Below are 22,349 nucleotides of genomic sequence, written 5' to 3' on the forward strand. Positions count from 1 at the left end.
GGTACGATCTGGCAGGAACTGGGTAACTTCCAGGTGACTGCCGGGGGCACGCTGACGGTGACAATCACCGATGACGGTGCCGACGGCGATCTGGCGGCCGATGCGATGCGGCTGGAACTGATTCCGCCCGGACTGACGGCTCCGGAAATCGACGTACAGGCCGGGGCGACTGCTCTGACCAGCGGCGTGAGCAACGTCGATCTGGGCACCGCCTTCTTCGACGAGACCCTGTCGCAGACCTTCACGATTACGAACACCGGGACCAACACGCTGAACCTGGGGGCGATCAGCCTGCCGGGATCGGGCGAATACACGGTCTCGTCTCCGCTGGGGACGACGAACCTGGCCGCCGGTCACTCGACGACGTTCGAGATCTCCTTCAGCAGTACCGGGGTCGCCGGTCCTGTCGGCGGGGTCGTCTCAATCGTCACCAATGACTCGGACGAGAACCCGTTCACGTTCAACATCGCGGCTGAAATGACCGACGTGCTGATCATCGATGACGGCGATGCCGCCTACAACAGTGTGGGGAACTGGGATACCCAGATCTTCGATTCCCGCTACTTCCAGGATGACGGCCAGACACTGAACTTCGGTCAGAGCGGTACGGCAACCTGGGACTTCACGGGCCTGGCAGCCGGGACCTACACGGTCTCAGCCACCTGGTACGGTTACCCGAGCCCATCCTCGTATGCTGAATTCAACGTCTCCGGTGTAGGACCGGTGGTGATCGACCAGCAGGTCGCCCCGAACGACTTCACCGCCGACGGTGCCGACTGGGAGATCCTGAGCGCGGCTGTGGTCGTGGGCGGCGGTGGTTCAATCACCGTCACCCTGAGTGACAGCGGCCCGGTTGACGGGGCACTCATCGCCGATGCGATCCGCATCCAGCGGACCGGCCCGCTGCTGGCGGCCGCCGGTGCGAGCAGCACCTCAGCTCCGTCGATCACGCAGTCCGACCTGGACTCGGTCGTGGATGCGGCCCTGAGTTACTGGGAATCCGCGGGTCTGAGCGACGCCCAACTGGAACTGCTGCAGTCGGTGAACTTCGTGCTCGCCGATCTGCCGGATGCGATGCTCGGTGGTGCTGCAGGCACGACGGTCCTGATCGATGTGAACGCCGCCGGTTACGGCTGGTTCGTGGACGGCACGCCGCTGGACAGCAGCGAGTTCACGCTGATTGACGGCAGTCTGCTGGCCGGCTCGGGCAGTGCGGCCTTCGGCCAGATGGATCTGCTGACCGTCGTGATGCACGAACTGGGTCACACGCTGGGTCTGGAAGACCTGGCAACCGACGGCACGCTGATGAGCGATTCCCTGGACGTCTCCGAACGGCGGCTGCCGACGGAAGACGACCTCGACGCCTTCTTCAGCGCCATCTCAGGCGGAGACAACCCGCTGCTGGACTAAGCGAAACAGTTCAGACACAAACAGTCCCGACAGGCCCCCGGAAACTCAGGTTCCCGGGGGTAGGGATTTTGATTGAGATCTCTGTTGAAGAAAAGCGTTGGAATTGCATGCATAAAAAAAGCCACCTGAGTCGGTGCTCAGGTGGCTGGTCTGGTAAAGCGATCCCGTTCGTGTTTATTTCAGCTCTTTAATCTTGATGTTCTTCCAGCTGACCTGCTTGCCAACTTTTTCAGGATGGTTACCGACACCATGCACCTGCAGGGCAATGAAGCCTTTGGGAGTGAGGCTATCTTTGAGATCAGCAGCAGGAACGCCGTTGATCCAGGTTTTGATCGAATCCCCTTTGCAGACGATCCGGTAGTGGTTCCATTCGTTCTGCTTGAAGGCTTTCTGAGCTGCTTTGTTTTTTGAGAGGTCGTTCAACCAGCCGCGACGTCCTTCATCATAAATGCCACCTGACCAGGCACGGTCAGAGGGATCGATTTCAACCTGGTAGCCGTGTACACGGCCGGCAGGGATTTTTTTCTTCGCTTCTTTTCCGTTTGCGTCAGTATACTCAATGGTTCTGTCATCGTCGTGGACATTGCTGCGAATCTGGATACCGGAGTTTAACAGCGGATCGACTTTGAAATCGACTTCCAGTTCGAAATCACCGTACATTTTATCGGTACAGAGAAAACTGTTGGGGGTTTTGGGAACCGAGGTGCCGACGATCGTGCCATCAACGACGTCATACTTGGCTTTTCCGCCGTGCTGAACCCAGCCGTTGAGCGTTTTGCCGTCAAACAGCGGTTTGAAGCCTTTATCTCCGGCATAGGAAGTTACGTTAATCAGGAGTGCGAGGCAAATCGCTGAGAAGGTCAGATGTAATTTCATTGTTTATCCATCAGATTAAGGGTTTTAAATGTACCAGAAAACAGTCGTCAGGCAGCATTATGACTGGCTGACAGAGCGGATACCAGTCATAAAACAGAGTTTCCTGCCACGACTGTACCAATCAGTGACTGTAGATCGATTCGATTTAATCGACGCGATTGAGAATCAGCAGACGGAAGTCCATCACCTGCTTGCCCGGGATCTGCAGCGCTCGCAGGGTTAGCTCACCGGTGCCCTGAGACAGCTTAATTTTCCCCAACACCATCGGCTTGAAATCCTTGACCAGTGATTCGGAACGTTTCGCCCGATCCTGTTCTGCTCCGATCAGTGGGGGATCGTGTGCCTTGGTCACCTTTCCTTTTACTGTGCTGCCGTTGAAGCTCAGTTCGACGGTGGAGCCGACGCCGTCTGCCGGACAGGTGTAGTATAACACCGCTTCATAGGTACCCGCCTGATCGACTTTCGCCTTCCAGGTGATGCTGTCTTCGGTACTGGTCCAGTTGTAAAAGAAGGAACAGTTCGGGTGCCGCGATGAACGCTTGATGCCGCCATGCGAAATCGCATCACGGGCGGGCAGCTGTGTTGATTTCGCTCCACCATAACCAATCAGGAAAGGGCGGCTTTCCGTCGGATAGCCGTGCGGCCAGACCGACTTCTTCCAGTCAGCGACCGCCTGTTTGAGTTTCTGCGTCACCTCGGGTTTCTGTTTGGAGAGATCCTTTCGCTGACCGGGATCCTTAGTCATATCAAAAAGCTGGCCTTTTTCAGACAGCCGATACTGATCGGTACGGACACTGACCCGCTTGCGAAGGCTGGAGAAAATCATGCGGTCCGGCCACGATTCAGCCTGCCCCATGATCAATGGCTTGAGACTTACACCGTCAATCGGCTTGGGTTCAGGACGCTTGATGCCGGCCAGGTCGGTAAGGGTCGGCAGGAGATCAATGGCCCCGGCGACCTGGTTCACCTCGCGGCCGGCAGGAATGTGTCCGGGCCAGCGAATCACAAACGGCGACCGGACGCCGCCTTCATCCAGGGAACCCTTTTTCCCCTTCATATCGCCGTTCCAGCGAAAACCGTTTGGACCATTGTCTGAGAAATAAAGCACGATCGTATCGTCTTCGATTCCGAGTTGATTCAGTACTTTCAGAACGCGACCCACATTCCAGTCCACATTCTCGCACATCGCCAGTGCCGCACGGAGATGATCGTCCTGTTCTTTCTCCGGATCGCGATGATGCATTTTCAGTTTTTTGTCAGCAAAGCGGTCCCAGTATTCGTCGGGTACCTGCATCGGAGAGTGCGGCGTGCAATAGGGCAGGTAGGTGAAGAATGGTTTGTCCTGCTGAACCTGCTGTTTGATGAAGGTAATGGCTTTGCTGGTCAGGTCGTTGGTAATGTAACCCTTGCCTTTCACAAACGTACCGTTATGATCCAGCATCGGGCTGAAGTAGTGCCCCCAGTGTCCCGAAGTGAAACCATAATATTCATCGAAGCCCTTTGCGTTGGGATGGTTGGGATACTGGGTGCCGTTATGCCACTTCCCAAAGGCCCCCGTTGCGTAGCCGGCTGCTTTGAAGGCCTGGGCGATGGTGTATTCATCAGAATTGAAGCGTTCTTCTCCTTTGGAAACGCCGGTGGTACCTGTCCGTGCGTGGTAGCGTCCAGTCAGAAAGGCGGCTCGCGTTGGAGCACAGACGGCGCCCACATAAAAGCGGTTAAACCGTACTCCCTGTTTTACAAGTGCATCGATATTCGGGGTGTGGAGGTTGGTGTTGCCGTTATGGCTCACATCGCCCCAGCCCTGGTCATCTGCCAGGAAGACGACAATGTTGGGATGATGATTCTCTTTCGCAAAAAGGTTACCGGTCAGAATGCAGACCAGCAGACCTAAAGTTAGTAATTGTTTCATGATGACTGCTCTTGAATAGGGAACGCTGAATCAAGTGTAAGTATGTATGAAAGCAGAAAACCAGAAGGGGTTCAGGGGTCCTGCTGAAAGATTCCATAATATCGGATCGGCATACTGAATTCACGTATGAGGCGCCTGAAAACCGTGATCTCTCTTTTTCAAAACAAGGTTTTTTAATTGCTTTCCAGAAACCGATTGTGCAATGATGAGGATGCACAGGTAACGCTCAAACTGACCTGGAGACTGACTTCGCGGGGCAAAACAGACCAGCTTTGTTCCGTCGTCTTTCTGAAACAGTGCAGGTAATCAATTGATGGATTCAGCTGCAGAGAATATTCCGCCAGGAGAAGTGAAGCCAACGCGCGTGCGATTTCTGGTCCTGGCAGGACTGAGCAGTGGCTTCCTGCTGGCCTATCTGCCGCGTGCTGGTCTGGCGCCGCTCGCCACCACGATCCAGACGGACCTGACGTTCGATGATCTGCAAATGGGACGCGTGCTGGCAGCGTTTTATGCCGGCTATTTCCTGTTTCAGATTCCGGGTGGTATCCTGGGTCAGAAACTGGGCAATCGCCTGGCACTCCCGTTGTTACAATTGATGTCAGCGATCGCCAATTTGCTGACGGCGGTTGCCCATTCGTTTGGCCTGATCTGGTTTTCCCGCCTGCTGCTCGGACTGGCACAGGCCGGCATGGTTCCCTGTGCGGCACAGGTTATTAAAAACTGGATTCCCGAAGCAAAACGGGGGACTGCAAGTTCGCTGATGGGCAGTTTCATGTCAGTAGGCAGCATCATTGCCACCGGTCTCACCGCTTCGCTGGTCGGTCCCCTGGGCTGGCGCATCCCGCTGGTGCTGTTCAGCCTGTTTTCAGTCTGCTGGATGCTGCTTTTCTTTCTGATGTTCCGAGATCGTCCTGCAGAGCATCTAGGAACAAACGACGCTGAAGTGAAGTTGATTTTATCGTCAGACAATTCTAATGGAGCAGACAGCCAGGAGAAAAAGTCAATTCCAGTACGTCAACTGTTAGTCAAAATGGTTTCAAACGGAAATCTCTGGCTGTTTTGTCTGCAGTGTGTCTTCCGGTCATTTGGATACGCCTTTTTTATCACCTGGTTTCCCGCTTATCTGCAGCAGTCCAGTGATGCTTCCGTGCAGAAAGCAGGTTTGTTAGCGATGCTGCCGTTGATGGCGATTGTGCTCGGCACTCTGGCGGGCGGCAGGCTCATCGACCTCATCTATCAGCGAACCGGCAGCAAATATTTCAGTCGCTCTCTGCTCAGTGCCGGTTCTACCATGATCTGCGCGGTTTGCATTCTGTTGGCCAGTCAGGTTCCTGCGAATTCTGCGGTCTATTTAATCTCGTGTGGTACATTTCTCTCTGGCATGGGAAATCCAGCGATCTGGGTGACGTCGATGGATCTCGGAGGCAGACACACGTCCGTGATCATCGCCATCGTGAATATGGCAGGCGTGATCGGTGGCTATCTTTCTCCGATTGTAGTCGGTGCTCTTTTCACGTATATCAAAGGGATGCCGACGCCGGACTGGAATCTGGTGCTCTATCTCTTTGCAGCGATCTACCTGGGGGCCACGCTCAGCTGGGCCCTGATCAATCCCCGCCATACAATCACGGATGATGAGAGTCAACCAGACAGATGATTTTCGCAGATAGTGAACGTTGTTAAAGAAGCGGGTAACCGTCCAGGAATTTCGCGCTCAACTGTCGCCTTTGCCTCCGCGACCCGTTAAAATACAGAGACTTCTATTTTCATACCTGTGAATTAATCTCAAAGTATTACATACGAACTGAGTACGAACAGTCTGAAACGGCATTCAGACCTGTCAGGCTCCTTTTGGCTCTGGCGCGAGCCTGGAAGTTGAAACTTATGTCTGGGAAAACCAAAACACTCCTGCTGCTCTTCTCCCTGCTCTTGCTCTCCGGTGGAAAGATTCACGCGGCTGAGCAACCGAATATTGTCTTCTTTTTCGCCGATGACCAGACCACAAGCACACTCGGCTGCTATGGAAATCAGGTCATCCAGACCCCCAATATCGATGAACTGGCCAAGCGGGGCACACGCTTTGAAAAGGCCTATGTGAGCCAGGCCATCTGCTGGGTCAGCCGGACCACGATTCTCACCGGACTCACCGGCCGCAGTTACGGATCGCCGTCCAACCCGGAACTGGCCCGTCCCGCAGCCGTGCAGACGCTTTACACTGACCTCCTGCGTGAGCAGGGCTACCGCACCGGCTTCTTCGGAAAATGGCACGCTAAGATGCCCAAAGATTTCAAGCGGGAAGCTCATTTCGATGAGTTCGAAGCCATCAGCCGCAATCCCTATTACAAGAAGCAGCCCGACGGCAGTCTGCGACATGAGACCGAACTGATCGTCGATCGGGGCATTGATTTCGTCAAATCGCAGCCCAAAGATAAACCCTTTGCTTTGAATCTGTGGTTCAATGCCTGTCACGCCGAAGACAGCGATCGACGACCCGGCATCGGACACTTCCCCTGGCCTCGTGCCGTCGATGGCATGTACGAAGACATCCAGATCGCCCCGCCGCGTCTGGGAGATCCGGAGATCTTTAACGCTCAGCCTAATTTCCTGCAGACCACCATCAACCGCGAACGCTATTTCTGGCGCTGGAACACACCGCAGAAATACCAGACGAACATGCGGGCCTACTACCGGATGGTCAGTGGCATCGATGGTGCCATCGGCCGCTTCCTCAAAGCACTGAAAGAAGCCGGCCTGGCCGAGAATACGATTATTGTCTATTCAGCCGACAACGGCTATTACATGGCCAATCGTGGCTTCGCGGGCAAGTGGTCTCACTATGAGAATGCACTCCAGGTACCGCTGATTATCGTCGACCCCCGCGTTCCCAAAAAAGAGCAGGGCAAAGTAACCGATGCCCTGGCGCTGAATCTTGACTTGCCCGCCACCTTCCTGGACTGGGCCGGCGTGAAAGTCCCCCAGCGCTACCAGGGGCACAGTCTGAAACCCGTTGTCAGTGGCGCGAAACCAGCCGACTGGCGGACCGAAACATTCCACGAACACTTTGCGGTTCGGAATCGGATTCCCGCCTTTGAAGGGATCCGCGACGGGGACTTGAAATACGTGCGTTATTTCGATCATGACAACTATGAATTCCTGCACGACCTGAAAGCCGATCCAGACGAACTGGTGAATCTGGTCGAAAATCCCCAATACGCTGACAAACTCAAGGTGCTGCGTGAACGGACAACGGCACGTGTCAAAGAACTGGGAGGCCCCCTCGATCCGCTGCGCGGCGAATTCCGGGATTCCACCGTTCCCTTCCCGGAAGCCTCTGCTGCCGTCGGTGCCCGGACGGACAAAGACGGGTTTGTGAGTGTCTTCGATGGCAAAACGCTGCGTCACTGGTCGGGGGACCCTCAATACTGGTCTGTCAAAGAGGGAGCATTGACCGGCGTCACCGATGGCTCTCTGAAAGTGAATCATTTCATGACCTGGAAAGACTCCACGATCCGCAACTTCGACCTGCGTGTAAAAGTGAAAGTCACCGCAGGCGGAAACAGTGGTCTCCAGTATCGTGGGACCTCGCGACCTGATCTGGGTTTGGATATCGTGACCGGCTATCAGTGCGATGTCGTGGCCAACAATCCCAACTACAACGGCATGCTGTATGAGGAAAAGGGACGACGAATTCTCTCGCATACCGGCGAGAAAGTCATCGTGGCCCCGGATGGGCAGCCCTGGGTGGTCGGCAAGATGCCCGTCAAGAAATTCGCTCCCGACGAGTGGCATGATTTCCGTGTGCTGGTGCAGGGTAACCATCATCAGCACTGGATTGACGGGCACCAGACGGCGGATCTCATCGATCTGGATCCCAAGGGCAGAGCCCTGGAAGGTGTTCTGGCGGTGCAGGTGCATGTCGGTCCAAAAATGAAAATTCAATACAAGGACTTTAAAATCAAACATCTGCCCGATGATCTGCCCCTGCAAAAGGCGGAAGATCATCCCATTCCCGCAGATGCTTATGGTGTTCGTCCCCAAGGGCGCCTCCCCAAAAACTGGAAGCCACCCATTTACGGAAAGCAGTAAATCGCGGTACAGGCTCAATGATCTGGTGAGATGCGCATTGGGAACTGATTTCTCCTCTGACTGACCGGGAGTTCCTCATGTGGAAAACGCTTCTGCTGGCTGGTGTTCTGTGGTGTTTCGCATTTATTCTGGAGTCGGGAACCGCTGCGGAGCGGTTTCTGATTCGAAATGGTCAGCCGGAAGCGGAAATTGTGATCGCCTCACCCGCACCGCGCAGTACGCGCCTGGCAGCCCAGGAACTGCAACAGTACCTGGAAAAGATCTCCGGGGCGAAGCTGGAAATCGTGACGAAACCTACCGGCAAAATGCCGGTCACAATTCTGATTGGAACGAGCGCGCAGACCAGGCAACGGGAAATTTCAGCAGCGGATCTCAAAGCCGGCGCGTATCGGATTGTTTCCGGCACAGACTGGTTGGCACTGCTGGGCGACGATACCGACTTCAAACCCATTGAACCCTGGCCCCGCAACCATCGTGATCTTGCCAGTGGAAAGGTGCAGGCTGCCTGGGATGCAATCACGGGGGAGCACTGGGGCTATCCACATTCGCAGCTTTACAAGCATTATACCGGCTCCACCAGCCTGTTCGGAACCCCCAATGAACAGCTGGTCGATAAAGCGGGACAGGTCAATGTCTGGGGCTTTGATGAGCGGGGCTCGTTTAATGCCGTGTGTGGGTACTTACGGAGCCTGGGCGTCCGCTGGTACCTGCCCGGCGAACTGGGAGAAATCGTCCCTCGTCAGAAAACGATACCGCTCCCGGCAATCGATCAGACGGTTCGTCCCGATTTTCCCCTGCGAACAATCAATTTCCGCTTTGGCGTCTACGGTCGTGATGCGGCTATGTGGGCCATGCGGCTGGGAGTGCGACAGCCATACGGTCGACAGGCTGCCCACGGTTTGGATCATATGACGCACAATGCAGACACTCTGAAAAATCATCCGGAATGGTTTGCCCTGTATGGCGGTAAACGCGATACACAGCCGGGCAAACGCCTGAACCAGCTCTGCTATTCCAACGAGGAACTGTTCCAACAGACCGTGCGGTATGTGCGGGCTCAGTTTGATCATTTCGATATGGACGTGGTTTCGGTCATGCCCCCCGATGGCTATACCGCCATCTGTCAATGCGAACATTGTTCGGGCCAGGATACGCCGGGGCGTGGCTATCGCGGCGCGTTTTCCGATTATGTCTGGGAATTTGTCAATCGAGTGGCGAAAGAAGTGCGGAAGACGCACCCGGATCGCAAAATCTCCAACTGTGCTTACGGCACCTATACGCTGCCTCCTGAGAAGCTCGACCGGCTGGAACCGAACGTGCAGGTGATTATCGTCGGCGGACGACGTCCCACCAGCGCTGATCGAGAGTCACTCCGTCAACTGCGCAGCGCCTGGCGCAAGAAAACCGACAACCCGATTATTATCTTTGAGAATTATCCCTTTACGGGACGCGGGTTTTATCTGCCGGCCTTCATTCCACACGTTCTGGGAGAGAGCATCAATGAAACTAAGGGGAACTCCAAAGGGGAAGATATCTGGCTCACGATGGATTTCAGCGATAAAGCCATCGGCTACAACCACTTTCTGATTTACTTTACCGCGCGGATGTACTGGGGCGGGAAAGACCAGGATGTCGACGCCCTGTTTAACGAATACTGCGATCTGTTTTACGGCCCTGCCGCACCCGAAATGCGGGAATTCTTCCTCTACTGTGAACAACACTGGCGCGAGATGGAGCAGGAAGCAGACCAGGCAGCGCGGGCACTGGAACTGTTCTCTGTGGCCCAGGCTAAAGTTAAACCCGATTCTGTTTACGGCAGACGCATGGCGCTCATCGATCAGTTCTTGAACGGGCTGCGAAATAAGAGCATCCAGCTGGCACAGAAACGGGGTCCCGTGCCTGTGTTGCGGCTCGTCGGTGATCCCCGGGGAGAAATCAAAATCGATGGTCAACTGGACGACGCACTCTGGCAGAACTGTCCGACCGCCTCCACAGGATCACTCCGCGAACTGCAGACGGGCAGACTTCCTGTTTACGGCACGACCATCAAGTCACGCTGGGTAGGCCGTGATCTCTATTTTGCCATCCGCTGTGAAGAAGAACCGGGGACGCAGCCACGCAGTACCACAACGAAAAATGAAGATCAGGCCCTCTGGTATGGCGATGCCATCGAAATCCTCCTGAGCACCGAATCACACAGTTACTACCAGTTGGCGATCAATCCTGCGGGGGCTCTGATCGATCTGGACCGCGGCGCTGAGAAAGCAGACTGGTTCCGCTGGGATTCCCAGGCAGAAGTCGCCACGCAGGCAGGCGATGGCTACTGGACCGCGGAAGTGCGGATTCCCGTCATTCAAGATGAAAATGACCCGCTGCACCAGGTCATCGGGAAAAGACCGACGGTCAGTCTCCCCTGGCACATCAATGTCTGTCGTCAACGAATTCGGGACAATGGTGCGGAATATTCTGCCTTCTCCCCGACGGGAACTTCCGGTTTTCATCAGCCCATGAAATTTGCTCACTTTTATCGGGGGCTGTCCCATCGGTTCGAAGCCGATCCGAGCGTCACGGATTATCTGATCGCCAGTCGCAAAGCAGAAAAACTACTCCAGCGGCGGAAGTATTCCGCAGCTCAGGAGGCCTTTGTGGCGCTGGCGAAAGAACAAGGTGCAACGGATCTGCAAAAATCAGTCGCTCTGCAGCAGGCAGCAGAGTGTGCCCGGAATCTGAAAAACGACGCCCAGGCCGACTCCCTGGCCAGGCAGATTCCCCTCGAAGCGGTTCAGAAGACGGTACGTATGCAGAACCTGCTCGCACAACGAGAATATGAGGAACTGATCAAACAGTTCAAGTCAGAAAACTATGCCTCCTGGCCGTTCTGGCAAGTGGGAGAAGCAGCCTTTGCCCGGGGAACCGCCTTTGCGAGATTAAAACAGGGACAAGCTGCAGAAGCCGACCTTACCACCGCACTGAAATATACACCAGACCCGCGCAAGAGATCACATATACTTCTTCTACTGGGTGAAAACCGGGAGAACAACCTGCACGATGATGCCGCGGCTCTGAAAGCGTATCGCCAGAATTATGACGGGGCAGGACGCATTGGCGCTGCAGATCAGTTCCGTTCAATCGAGGGAGCTGCACGAATTCTCACAAAGCAGGGGCAATATGACGCCGCACTGCAGGTCCTCGCACGGGCGGATCTCAAACAGCTGACAGGCTACTGGCGTCACGAAATGCTGTTAACACAGGCCCGCACTCTGGCTGCTGCGGGCCAGAAACAGGCCGCGCAGCAGGCGTATCAGAGTGTGCTTGAAGACGACTCCGCCGCAGCAGGGCATCGCCAGGCAGCGGAAACAGAACTAAAACAGCTGAATGCGCCCTGAGAGATTTTCAGTAATCAGCATTTATTTGAGCGGTCCCTGCATCTCACTCAGCGTCTTCTGCAGTGCCGCGTAGTTTCGTTTGGCTTTCCCTTTCAACGCGTCTGTCTTCAGGGGCATCTTTTCCAGCGGATCCTGTTTGAGATCGTAAAAGCGTCCGTCATCATACAGTTTCCAGTGCAGGGCACGCACACAGCGTTTTCCCCGGTGCTCAATGAAGATCCAGTCACGACGATCCTTGCCGGGATCCCCGGAGAGCACCTCTGCAAAACTGACGCCGTCCCGGGGAACACCATCATTTTGAAGACCGGCGACATCCGCCACGGTGGGCAGATAATCCGTCAGGTCGACCATGGTATTCACTTCCTGCCCGGCTTTGATATGTCCGGGCCAGTTCGCAATCAGGGGAACCCGGGTTCCGGTATCGTCCAGTTTCCCTTTTCCGCCGGGAACAATTTGATTATTTCGCACCGAGACTACTTTAGGACGCACCATTTTTCCCTGTTCATTCACGTACAGGTAACTGGCCGCGGGGGTCCCGTTGTCGGTGGTAAACAGGATCAGCGTATTGTCGCGCACTCCCATCTCGTCCAGGGCAGTGACCAGCCGACCGATCATGTCGTCCATCGAAATCATCATCTCAGCAAAGGTCAACCAGTGCCCGTCGTGTGCATAAGCGACATGCTTACCTTTCAGGTCATCGGTCACATCATGGCAGAGCGCCATCGGGTAATAAGCAAAAAACGGCTTCCCCTCCTTGTGACTCTCTTTCATGAAGTCGATCAGAAACTGAGTATAGATATCTGGTCCGTACTTACCCTGAGTATTCGCCAGCGGTTTGCCGTTCTGATAGATCAGCGGGTCGTGGTAGCGCCCCCCTTCATGCCAGCCGAACAGACACCACTGATCAAAGCCGATGCGGCGGGGGTGATCCAGATCGTTCTTCATGAAACAGAGCTGCCATTTTCCGGCGACCGCTGTCGCGTAGCCTGCCTGTTTCATGCGGTCTCCAATGCAGATTCCCTCGGCGGCGTCAGGAAAGTCGCCCCATTTAGATCCTGCTTTTCCAAACCGGAACGGATAGCGACCTGTCATCAGGCAGACGCGTGACGGATGGCAGACCGGCATCGAATAGGCCTGGTTGAATTTCAGGCCCCCTTTGGCCAGGGCATCAATGTGCGGCGTGGGATAGCTCTGTCCGCCATAACAGCCGATCGCATCGCTGCCCACATCATCCGCCATGATCAACAGAATGTTGGGTTTCGACTCCTCTGACGCTAGACCAGGGGATGGGATCAGCAATAGCGCGAGGGCCAGTGTGCATACGAATTTCAGGGCAGGCATGGTGCAACTCCTCAAGGGGTAGTATGAATCAATGTTTTCAGGTCAGGTAAATCATAATAACGCAATCCAGCCTGGACGGCGTTATGGATGTGCTGGTGAGCATCTGGCTCCGTCATCAGTGACCGCCAGGACGCCAGTCCCTTGCGGGAGGTCAGTCTGGAGATCAACTCCGGTTCCAGGGCCGCGGCGTGGAGTGCTGCCGGGGTAAGCTCTCCTTCTGCTGTCAGGTGAACCGAGTCGGACCGAGAGTCGTCCTTCAACCAGCGGGCACAGATTAATAGATCTTCCGCGCGCATGCCCAGCCAGCAACGGCCCAGCATCGAGGCAATGTAGTAATCCGCGCCAAAGAACCGCCAGTTGCGGGTCGCGGTTTCACCCGTATCACGGACCTCGACAATCAGCACCGGATGACCACTCTGATTCAACTGCCGGGCTTCTTTGACAGCGCCGTTCATCCCCGCCTCCGGCGCCAGCAGGACCGGCTGTGCAGATCCCTGCGGCCAGTAGAGTGCGGGCAACACAATCCCCGGTGTGGGATGAAACAGAAGTTTTAGGGGAGCCTCGCTTCCCGCCTGACTTTTGCCCTCGGACCCCATCCAGTTCGCGCGGGCTCCGTCGGCACCGACCAATTCGACCCTTGGTTCAGGCAGGTTTTTGAGCGGACGAATCCCTGCGACCTTCCGAATCAGGTCGCGCGTCAATTGTGGTCTCTGTGCAGCGAGACGTCGTTCTTCGTCCCGATTCACTTCGAGTAGGGAGCGGGCGCCGGGCAATTGCAATACCTGTCCGGCAGGAGTAACCTGCAGCTCCTGATCAGCGTAGACCTGGACCGGTTCTTCTTCAAAGACATCGAACTGTCGCCCCTGCAGCCAGAGTGCGAAGAAGCGTGTGGCTCCCTCTCTCAGTCGCTGGCTGAATCCATGTTTCTCATTCGCTTCAATCAACGCGACCCGTTCCGGGTACCCCAGCGCGGTATAAGCCCGCTTCGCCTGGCGGTACGCTTCCCATGTACCTGCAATGGGGACGAAATCGTGAGTCGCAGCGAGGATCAGCGTCGGTTTGGGAGCACGGCTCAGGATGAAGTCGGGATGATCAAAACCGTCGCGAATCTGGGCGTAGAGATTCTGTTCGGCATCTCCTGGACCGGGACTCTCGTTTTTTCGTCGATGAGTCGTCATGAAACAACCCGGGGCAGCGGCCTGAATTCGTTCATCGTAGGCCATCAGAAAACTGGTGAGGTTCCCGCCGCCGGAATTTCCGGTACAGCCGATCCGCCGTGCATCGACGTCAGGCCGACTGCAGAGATAATCCAGCGCCCGGACCGCATCCCAGACCATGTAACTGCCCAACCCCCGTCCCAGCAGAATCGGAGCCACTCCTAGTTCCTCGTGTTCGTGACTGGCTCGGTGGGCTGGTTTCCCGTCGGAGTCCATAATCTGTTTGCGTTCTCCCTGGCCGATCGGATCGAAGCAGAGCACAATAAAACCATGCTTCACCAGTAGCTGGTTGGCACGTTGATAAGCGCTGTATGCTTTTCCGTTCTCGCTGTGTCCCAGGGGATGCAGTATCGCCGGGAATGGACCGTTGCCGGCAGGGCGATACAGGTTGGCGGTGACATAAAAACCGGGCTGGCTTTCAAAATAGAGTTTCTCAATCGTGAAGCCGTCCGCCTGAATGGTGCCAGTATTCTTGGGATTTAGCGGAGTCCGCGGAGGCATTTCTCCCAGGGAACGACGCAGAGTCTCACGCCGCTGTTGTTGATAGACGGAGAACTTTTCAGGCGAAGTAAGCGCCGCTTCCAGTTCCTGTTGTCGTCGGTCGAGTGCCTGGTGTGCCTGAGTTCTCAACCACGCCCGCATCATCTGTTGACTTTTATCGGCGTTGAAATCGGGCGGTAACACACGATACCTGTCTTGAGAGAGACTCAGGTTGCAGAAAATACTCAAGCAGATTGTCAGGCTGAGGATCAATGACTTCACTGGAGTATCCAGTCTTGCAGGTGGAGGGAGATCAGGTGGAACGCAATTCATACTAACAGGATGATTCACCTTAAGTCCAGTGCCATCCAGCTCTGAGATCCGATTGACAGAATCCGTTTTGCGGGGCCGGCTTCCGTTTGTGAATGGGTAGGCCCCATGACTATAATTGAGTCTCTTAAGTGAATCCCGTCATACGAATGTCAGCATATCAGCAGCCTGCCTTCATCGCAGTGCAGCGTCAGGGAGAGTCATCAAATGCGCTTACTTGGTTTCACCTGTCTACTCATGTCACAGTTTCTAACGGCCGCGGTTTCTGCAGAACCGGCCCGGCCTGATATGGTCATCTTTCTTTCAGACGACCATACCTGGCGCGATTCTTCTGTATATGGCTCTCCGGATATTCCGACACCGAATATGAAACGCCTGGCAGACCAGGGCATGACCTTCGAGAACGCCTTTGTCGCTTCCCCGAGTTGTGCACCCAGTCGAGCCGCGTTGCTCACCGGGCTCTATCCCGCCCACAACGGTGCAGAGCCGAACCACTCTCGACCACGGGCCGAGCTCAAAAAGCTGCCCGCGTACCTGCAGGAACTGGGTTACGAAGTCGTATCATTCGGAAAAGTGGGACACTATAAACAGACCCCGGAATACGGCTTCGACATCGCCCGTCATTTTCGTTATCACGAAGATATCGCAATTCCCAAAGCCATTGAATGGCTCAAGGAGCGTAAGAGTGATCGACCGCTCTGCCTGTTTGTCGGCACCAACTGGCCTCACGTTCCCTGGCCAGAAGAAATTGGCGACATTGATCCAGAACAGTTGCAGGTACCGCCCAATCACGTCGATACGCCGGTTACACGTCGCTGGCGTGCGAAATACATGGCCGCCATCAAGAAAATGGACAGCGAACTGGGGCAGGTCTATGACGTGGCCCGCCAGAAACTCGGGGACGATGTCTTCTTTCTGCATACCAGCGATCATGGTGCGCAGTGGCCTTTCGGCAAATGGAACTTGTATGACGAGGGCATTCGCACGCCGCTGATTGTCAGTTGGCCGGGCCGCATCAAACAGGGAGTGCGATCAGAGGCGATGGTCTCCTGGATCGATATTCTGCCCACCCTCGTCGAAGTCGCCGGCGGTGCGACTCCTGAGCAAATCGACGGGCGTTCGTTTCTGCCCGTGCTTAAAGGGAACACTGACACCCACCGCGAAGTCATCTTCACCACACATTCAGGAGACGGCGATAATAATGTCTACCCCATCCGAGCCGCCCGTACGCTGGACGGCTGGAAGTACATCCGTAATCTGCACCCCGAATTCCGCTTCACCAGTCACGTCACGAACGTTCCCGATAAAAACGGTTACTGGAACAGCTGGGTCCAAAAAGCGATCTCCAGTCCCCAGGCACGCCTCCAGGTGCGACGTTATCTGGAACGACCGCGTGAGGAATTATACCAGGTCACCCGGGACCCGTTTGAACAACAGAACCTGATCGAGGATCCCGCCCATGTAGAACGCCTGCGCAAACTGCGACAACAGGTCGATGACTGGCTGGCGGAAACCGGAGATCAGAAAGCCGTCTTTGGCAGACCGCAACGAATTGCCAGTTCGGAGAAACCGAACGTAATCATGGTCTTTATTGATGATATGGGCTGGTCGGATCTCTCCTGCTTCAAGGGAACTACAGTCAAAACGGAAAAGATCGACCAACTGGCTTCGGAAGGCATCCGATTTACGAATTTCTATGTGAACTCGCCCATCTGTTCTCCGTCGCGGGTTGCCCTGACCACCGGTCAATACCCTCAACGCTGGCGGATTAACTCCTATCTCGCGCAGCGCAAAAAAAACCGGGAACGAGGTCTGGCACAATGGCTCAATCCGAAAGCCCCCGTGCTGGCGCGGGAGCTGAAGCATGCGGGATACGCGACAGGTCATTTTGGCAAATGGCACATGGGAGGACAGCGTGACGTAGGCGAAGCACCGTTGATTAACCGCTACGGCTTCGATCGGAGCCTGACGAATTTTGAAGGGCTGGGACCACGCGTACTCCCCCTCAAGGATGCCTATGATGGACAGCCGCCGAAAAAACACGATCTCGGTTCCGCCAATCTGGGCCACGGACCGATTTACTGGGAAGACCGTTCGGTGGTGACGGCTGCCTTTGTCAAAGACGCACTCACCTTTATCGATCAGGCCGAGGCCACGGGGCAGCCCTTCTATCTGAATCTCTGGCCCGACGATGTGCATTCTCCCTTTTTTCCACCCGAGGTGCTCCGCAACAGTACCGATGGCAGCAAACGGGCGCTCTACTACGCGGTCCTGGATGCGATGGATCAGCAGTTAGGAACTTTGTTCGACCGCATTCGCAATGACGAGAAACTGAAAAACAATACGCTGATCCTCATCGCCTCAGATAACGGACCCGAAACCGGCGCCGGTCTTGCGACCCCCTTACGGGGCGCAAAGACCTGGCTCTACGAAGGGGGCGTTCGTTCGCCGCTGATCGTCTGGGGACCGGGACTGCTCAATCCCCAAGCAGTGAACACCACCAACAACACTTCAGTCCTCAGCGCCCTCGATCTGAACCGTTCACTCTACACCCTGACAGGCACCGAACTCCCCCAGGGAGCTGAACTCGATGGGGAAGACCTGGCAACGACATTGCTCGGCAAAGCGAAGCAGACGAGGCAGGCACCGCTGTTCTGGCGACGCCCTCCCGATCGTCCCGGGACAAAAGAGGAACACAATCCGGATCTGGCTGTCCGCGACGGAAAGTGGAAGCTTTACATGAACTACGATCAGTCCGGCGTGCAACTCTACGACCTGGAACAGGATGTTTCGGAGCAGAATAATTGTGCGGTACAGCATCCTAAACTGGTAGCCCGGCTGAAGCAGGCCATCATCAACTGGAATTCCAGTCTCCCCAAAGATGCAGGCGATCCCACCTGGCGCCCAAAAAAGAAGACGGCAAAAACGGGAGCAAAACAGTGACTCACTGAACATTCAGGCCGATTTTTCTCGCCAGATTTCCTGTTTCAGGGGTTTAGCCGAACGGATTTCAGTCGAATTGCTGAAAAAAGTTAGGATTCGTAAGAAATGATTGAATTGATCGTTTTCTTCCGCTAGAATCAGGCAACCGATCAAGATATGTCTATGTGTCGGTCCCTGCTCGCATAATCCTACCCAAACAGCGTGACCCTATGAGATTACGTTCCTTCCACACAATGGTAGCGTGCATGGTGCTGGTTCTTACCGGAGCCGCGCCAACAGTATCCGCCAAACCACCACTGCATCAGCAGATTGATTCTCTGATTGCCGCGGGAAATCCGCAGTTCGAACAGCAGGCGGCGCCCCTCGCCGACGATGCCACGTTCCTCAGAAGGGTCACACTTGATCTGACGGGAACGATTCCGACTGCCGACGAAGTGCGGACCTTCGTCGCTGATTCTGCTCCCGATAAACGCAGCCAGCTGATTGATCAGTTACTCGCCTCTCCCGAGCATGCCCGGCGGTTACAGTACCTGTTCGATACAATGTTGATGGAACGCCGACCGAGCAAGTATGTAAAGTCAGCGGAATGGGAAGAGTACCTGCGTCAGGCCTTTCTGGAGAACCGTCCCTGGGATGAACTCGTGCATGAAATGCTGACCGTGGACGGGACAGACAAGGCCACGCGCCCCGCTGCCCGCTTTCTGCTGGACCGGGAACTGAAGTCCGAAGTCGTGACCCGCGATCTGGGACGCATTTTTCTGGGACGCGATCTGGAATGTGCCCAATGTCACGATCATCCCAATGTGAACGACTACCTGCAGCGGCACTACCACGGTCTGAATGCCTTTCTGAGCCGCAGCTATCTCTTTAAAGATCCCAAGACCAAACTGGCCTCGATTGGTGAAAAGGCCGAAGGACAGGTTTCGTTTACCTCGGTCTTTACCAACGAAGAAGGCAAGACCGCCCCGCGGATTCTGGACCTACCCGAAATTCCTGATCCGGCGGACATGAAAGACGCTTATAAGGTCAAGCCGGCCAAGAATGTCCGTTCGGTCCCGGTTTACAGTCGCCGCCTGCAACTGGCAGAGGCTCTGACCGGTTCAGAGAACCAGGCCTTTCAAAAGAACATCGTCAACCGGGTCTGGGCTATCATGCTGGGACAGGGGCTGGTGGAGCCGCTCGATATGTGGCACTCAGATAATCCGCCCACGCATCCCCAAATTGTCAAACTCTTAACGGAAGAACTGCAGAGCCACGATTACAATCTTCGCTATCTGTTCCGGGAGCTTGCTCTGACGAAAACCTATCAGCGACAAAGCCACGTCTCGCCTGAGGCCAAGCTTCCTGAGAAAAATCTTTACGGCATGGGGCTGCTTAAACCGCTGACACCAGAGCAACTTGCCTGGTCGATGATGCAGGCCACCGGGGTGAGCACAGCCACGCTCGAAGGTCTGCAGGCAAAGCAGCGCAAAGTCGATGAGAAAAAGAAAACCAAACTGGCAGACGATCCTCTCTGGCAGGAAGAAACCCTGCATACTGCTTTGCAGGGAAATGTGACGGCGTTTGTCAGAACCTTTGGAATCGTTGGTGCTCAGACCTCACGCTTCGATGCTTCCGCTGATCAGGCCCTGTTTTTATTAAATGGCACCACGATCCAGGCCTGGTTGTCCCCCTCAGGCAATCGTCTGACGGCGCGTCTGAAGAAGTTGAAACAGCCGGCAGAGATCGCAGAAGAGCTTTATCTTTCTGTCTTTTCGCGGTTCCCCACCGAAACGGAAATCAAACAGGTCAGCAAATTTCTCAAGAGCAACCCGAAATACTCCGATCAGGATCTGCAGCAACTGGTCTGGGCGGCACTCTCTTCTGATGAGTTTCGCTTCAATCATTAAACCTCGACCTCAGTTCCTCACTGACAGTCAGAAGGACAAAGTATGAAACGCAATCAAGGATGCCATTCACTGGATCACCAGATCGCCCGGCGTCAGTTTATGGCGGGGGCGGCCGGCGGTGCAGTCTGTCTGGGACTGTCTGATCTGTCCGCGCACGCGGAAACCGTGAAAGGACAGCATAAACGAATCCTGCAGGTCTATCTCCAGGGGGGCGTCAGTCAGTTGGAATCCTGGGACCCCAAGCCCGGAACCGAATTCGGTGGGCCATTCCGAGCGATCCCCACGTCAGTCCCCGGGATGCATATTTCCGAACTGCTCCCGCACACAGCGCAGCGCATGCACCTGCTCTCTATCGTGCGCAGTATCAACATCAAAACCAATGATCATTCGCAGGGTCGACTGTTCATGGAGAAGGGAAGACGGGCAGGCGAATATCCCTATGTCGGATCCATTGCCTCCCGGTATCTGGCCCCTGTGAACAGTGACTTACCCGGTTATATTCACATCTCCACCCGCGGTTTGAGCGATGCGACTTCAGCCTTCCTGGGCGCGCAGCATGCCCAGTTAAAATTCGAAGGTGTCAAGCCGCCTCAGAATCTGGGCTTGCCCAAAAATCTGAATGAGACCGCGAACAACCGTCGCCTGCAATTACGTCAGCAGTTCAATCAGCAGTTTCGCCAGGGACGCCGCAAGTCACAGACAGAAACATTCGACGCCTCTTTTCAGCAGGCCTCCAAGCTCATGGCCCGCAAGTCCTTTTTCGAGAAGGCCCCTGCTGACAAAGATCTGGAACGCTACGGTAAACACGATTTCGGTCGCAACTGTCTGCTCGCCAGAACCCTGCTGGAGAATAACGCCACCTGCGTCAAAGTCACTCATCACGGCTACGATTCGCATGCCGAAAACTTCAATTTCCATCTCGAGCAACTGGGGGAGTTCGACAAAACATTCTCGATGCTGCTCGATGACCTGCACGAGCGGGGCATGCTGGAGAGTACTCTGGTGATGGTCTACTCCGAATTCGGCAGAACCCCGAAGATTAATGTCCGTTACGGTCGGGATCACTGGGGCACCGCCTGGTCGATTGCCTTGGGAGGTTGCGGTATTCAGCCGGGGGCGGTCATCGGCAAGACCAATGACAAAGGCACGGCAGTGGCCGACCGGGAAGTCGACGCCGGTCATCTGTTTCACACGTACCTGCAGGCACTGGGCATTGATTCCACCCGCGATCATGACATCCGCGGCAGATCCATTCCCATTGGCGATCCCACCACACAACCCATCAAGGAGTTGTTAGCATGAATCAGCAACAGATCGGGACCTCCGAGCCGCTCGTCGCAGCGAAGCCAGTGATCGACTATAACGCCGTCGATCCACTCCTGACTCACCTGACGGCTGAGTTCAAACATAAGTTTCCCCTGACCTCCTGCAAAGTCGATCCCACCGGGACGCATCTGGTCGCAGGAGCTGAAGATCTGGAAATTCAGGTCTGGAACATAAACACCAAGTCACAGCGAACCTTAAAGGGGCACACCAGCTGGGTACGCTGTTTTGATTTCTCCCAGGATGGCAAAACGCTGTATTCAGCCTGCTGGGGCGGTGAGATCAAAGCCTGGAATCTGGCTGACGCAGAACCCAAACCGATACTGAGTATTCAGGCACACCAGGGATCTGCCCGCTGGGTCCGGGTGTCCCCCGACCAGACGAAACTGGCGACCTGTGGTAACGATCTGCTGGTGAAGGTCTGGAACATCAGTGACGGCAAACTGCTGCACAGATTCGCCGGACACGAACGACACGTCTATGCGGTCGATTTTCATCCGGACGGTCAGCAGATGGCCTCGCAGGATCTGATGGGAGTCATCCACGTCTGGGATCTGAACACCGGGAAAAAAGTCCGCAGCATTGATGCCGGTGTCATGACCGGATACGACAACAAATTTGCCGCGGATATGGGCGGAGCCCGCGATTTCAAATTCAGTCCCGACGGCAGCGAACTGGCCAGTGCCGGTATCACGAAGGTGGTCAATTCCTTCGCTGGTGTCCAGGATCCAATCATCATGCTGTTCGACTGGAAAACTGGCAAAGCCACGGCTCAACTCAAGCCGGACAAGTCATTCCAGGGAATTGCCTGGGGGGTCCGTTTTCATCCGGAAGGCTTCCTGATCGGTGCAGGGGCGAACCGGAGCGGTAAAGGCGAACTCTGGTTCCGCAAACCAGGGGAAGAGGAATTCTTCCACACCATGCCGCTCCCCAAAGCGGCACGTGGACTGGATCTGCTGCATGACGGACGCCATCTGGCCGTAGCCCATTCGGATGGCGCTGCCCGCATTTATCGTATGACCGAAAAACAGCCCGCGTAATATTTATCAGCCTGTCAGCAAATACTGCATCCCTTCTCGATGCCCATTGAATAAGCCTGTACGATTACTGCATAAACAACAATACCTTAGATTCACCACTCTGGCTCTCAGCGAAG

General features: G+C 55.3%; 11 protein-coding genes and 1 pseudogene. 8 read left to right on the top strand and 4 right to left on the bottom strand.

The genetic code is table 11. The features are described 5' to 3' along the window. Positions 1-1,410 (top strand): choice-of-anchor D domain-containing protein (locus tag Enr10x_RS08130; RefSeq protein ID WP_197997529.1); only part of this gene is annotated, 1,410 nt, incomplete at its 5' end. A gap of 189 nt (positions 1,411-1,599) precedes the next feature. Here Enr10x_RS08130 and Enr10x_RS08135 read toward each other — a convergent pair. Both Enr10x_RS08135 and Enr10x_RS08140 read right to left on the bottom strand, forming a co-directional pair. Further along, a pseudogene (locus Enr10x_RS08135) lies at positions 1,600-2,286 on the bottom strand (3-keto-disaccharide hydrolase); the annotation flags it as partial. A 145-nt stretch (positions 2,287-2,431) separates the two neighbouring features. Further along, complete coding sequence (locus Enr10x_RS08140; protein ID WP_145448713.1) at positions 2,432-4,198, bottom strand: arylsulfatase; 1,767 nt, start codon at positions 4,196-4,198, stop codon at positions 2,432-2,434. A gap of 313 nt (positions 4,199-4,511) precedes the next feature. Here Enr10x_RS08140 and Enr10x_RS08145 point away from each other — a divergent pair, with 313 nt between their 5' ends. The 3 genes from Enr10x_RS08145 (at position 4,512) to Enr10x_RS08155 (ending at position 11,670) form a co-directional block, all read left to right on the top strand. Beyond that, positions 4,512-5,855 carry an MFS transporter gene (locus Enr10x_RS08145; protein ID WP_145448714.1) on the top strand — a complete coding sequence of 448 codons (1,344 nt, stop codon included), beginning with the start codon at positions 4,512-4,514 and terminating at the stop codon, positions 5,853-5,855. 227 nt (positions 5,856-6,082) lie between these two features. After that, the gene (locus Enr10x_RS08150) at positions 6,083-8,284 is read left to right on the top strand and encodes a sulfatase-like hydrolase/transferase (protein WP_145448715.1); all 2,202 of its coding nucleotides are present in this window, start codon (positions 6,083-6,085) and stop codon (positions 8,282-8,284) included. Between the two features lie 77 nt (positions 8,285-8,361). Further along, positions 8,362-11,670, top strand: a complete 3,309-nt coding sequence (locus Enr10x_RS08155) for a DUF4838 domain-containing protein (RefSeq protein WP_145448716.1) — start codon at positions 8,362-8,364, stop codon at positions 11,668-11,670. 21 nt (positions 11,671-11,691) lie between these two features. Here the strand turns inward: Enr10x_RS08155 and Enr10x_RS08160 are convergent, their stop codons facing one another. Continuing rightward, on the bottom strand, positions 11,692-13,011 hold the full coding sequence (locus Enr10x_RS08160) for a sulfatase-like hydrolase/transferase (protein ID WP_145448717.1): 1,320 nt from the start codon (positions 13,009-13,011) through the stop codon (positions 11,692-11,694). Between the two features lie 11 nt (positions 13,012-13,022). Further along, positions 13,023-14,990: an alpha/beta hydrolase family protein gene (locus Enr10x_RS08165; protein ID WP_197997530.1), complete on the bottom strand. Its 1,968-nt coding sequence runs from the start codon at positions 14,988-14,990 to the stop codon at positions 13,023-13,025. Between the two features lie 255 nt (positions 14,991-15,245). Between Enr10x_RS08165 and Enr10x_RS29875 the strand changes: the two genes are divergently transcribed. The 4 genes from Enr10x_RS29875 to Enr10x_RS08190 all read left to right on the top strand — a co-directional run bounded on the left by Enr10x_RS29875 (position 15,246) and on the right by Enr10x_RS08190 (position 22,233). Then, entirely contained in the window at positions 15,246-17,981 is a 2,736-nt protein-coding gene (locus Enr10x_RS29875) for a sulfatase-like hydrolase/transferase (protein WP_197997531.1), read from the top strand. 245 nt (positions 17,982-18,226) lie between these two features. Then, positions 18,227-19,870 carry a DUF1549 domain-containing protein gene (locus Enr10x_RS08180; RefSeq protein ID WP_197997532.1) on the top strand — a complete coding sequence of 548 codons (1,644 nt, stop codon included), beginning with the start codon at positions 18,227-18,229 and terminating at the stop codon, positions 19,868-19,870. A gap of 42 nt (positions 19,871-19,912) precedes the next feature. Next, positions 19,913-21,172 carry a DUF1501 domain-containing protein gene (locus Enr10x_RS08185; RefSeq protein ID WP_145448720.1) on the top strand — a complete coding sequence of 420 codons (1,260 nt, stop codon included), beginning with the start codon at positions 19,913-19,915 and terminating at the stop codon, positions 21,170-21,172. Next, entirely contained in the window at positions 21,169-22,233 is a 1,065-nt protein-coding gene (locus Enr10x_RS08190) for a WD40 repeat domain-containing protein (protein WP_145448721.1), read from the top strand. Before Enr10x_RS08185 ends, Enr10x_RS08190 begins: the two co-directional genes overlap by 4 nt. The last annotated feature ends 116 nt before the right edge of the window (positions 22,234-22,349 follow it).

It is taken from the genome of Gimesia panareensis (assembly GCF_007748155.1).
Classification (GTDB): Bacteria; Planctomycetota; Planctomycetia; order Planctomycetales; family Planctomycetaceae; genus Gimesia; species Gimesia panareensis.

Coding starts and splice junctions, on each gene's coding strand:
- Enr10x_RS08190 (WP_145448721.1), top strand. CDS start 21,169: ATGAATCAGCAACAGATCGGGACCTCCGAGCCGCTCGTCGCAGCGAAG.
- Enr10x_RS08160 (WP_145448717.1), bottom strand. CDS start 13,011: ATGCCTGCCCTGAAATTCGTATGCACACTGGCCCTCGCGCTATTGCTG.
- Enr10x_RS29875 (WP_197997531.1), top strand. CDS start 15,246: ATGCGCTTACTTGGTTTCACCTGTCTACTCATGTCACAGTTTCTAACG.
- Enr10x_RS08150 (WP_145448715.1), top strand. CDS start 6,083: ATGTCTGGGAAAACCAAAACACTCCTGCTGCTCTTCTCCCTGCTCTTG.
- Enr10x_RS08140 (WP_145448713.1), bottom strand. CDS start 4,198: ATGAAACAATTACTAACTTTAGGTCTGCTGGTCTGCATTCTGACCGGT.
- Enr10x_RS08180 (WP_197997532.1), top strand. CDS start 18,227: ATGGTGCTGGTTCTTACCGGAGCCGCGCCAACAGTATCCGCCAAACCA.
- Enr10x_RS08185 (WP_145448720.1), top strand. CDS start 19,913: ATGAAACGCAATCAAGGATGCCATTCACTGGATCACCAGATCGCCCGG.
- Enr10x_RS08145 (WP_145448714.1), top strand. CDS start 4,512: ATGGATTCAGCTGCAGAGAATATTCCGCCAGGAGAAGTGAAGCCAACG.
- Enr10x_RS08155 (WP_145448716.1), top strand. CDS start 8,362: ATGTGGAAAACGCTTCTGCTGGCTGGTGTTCTGTGGTGTTTCGCATTT.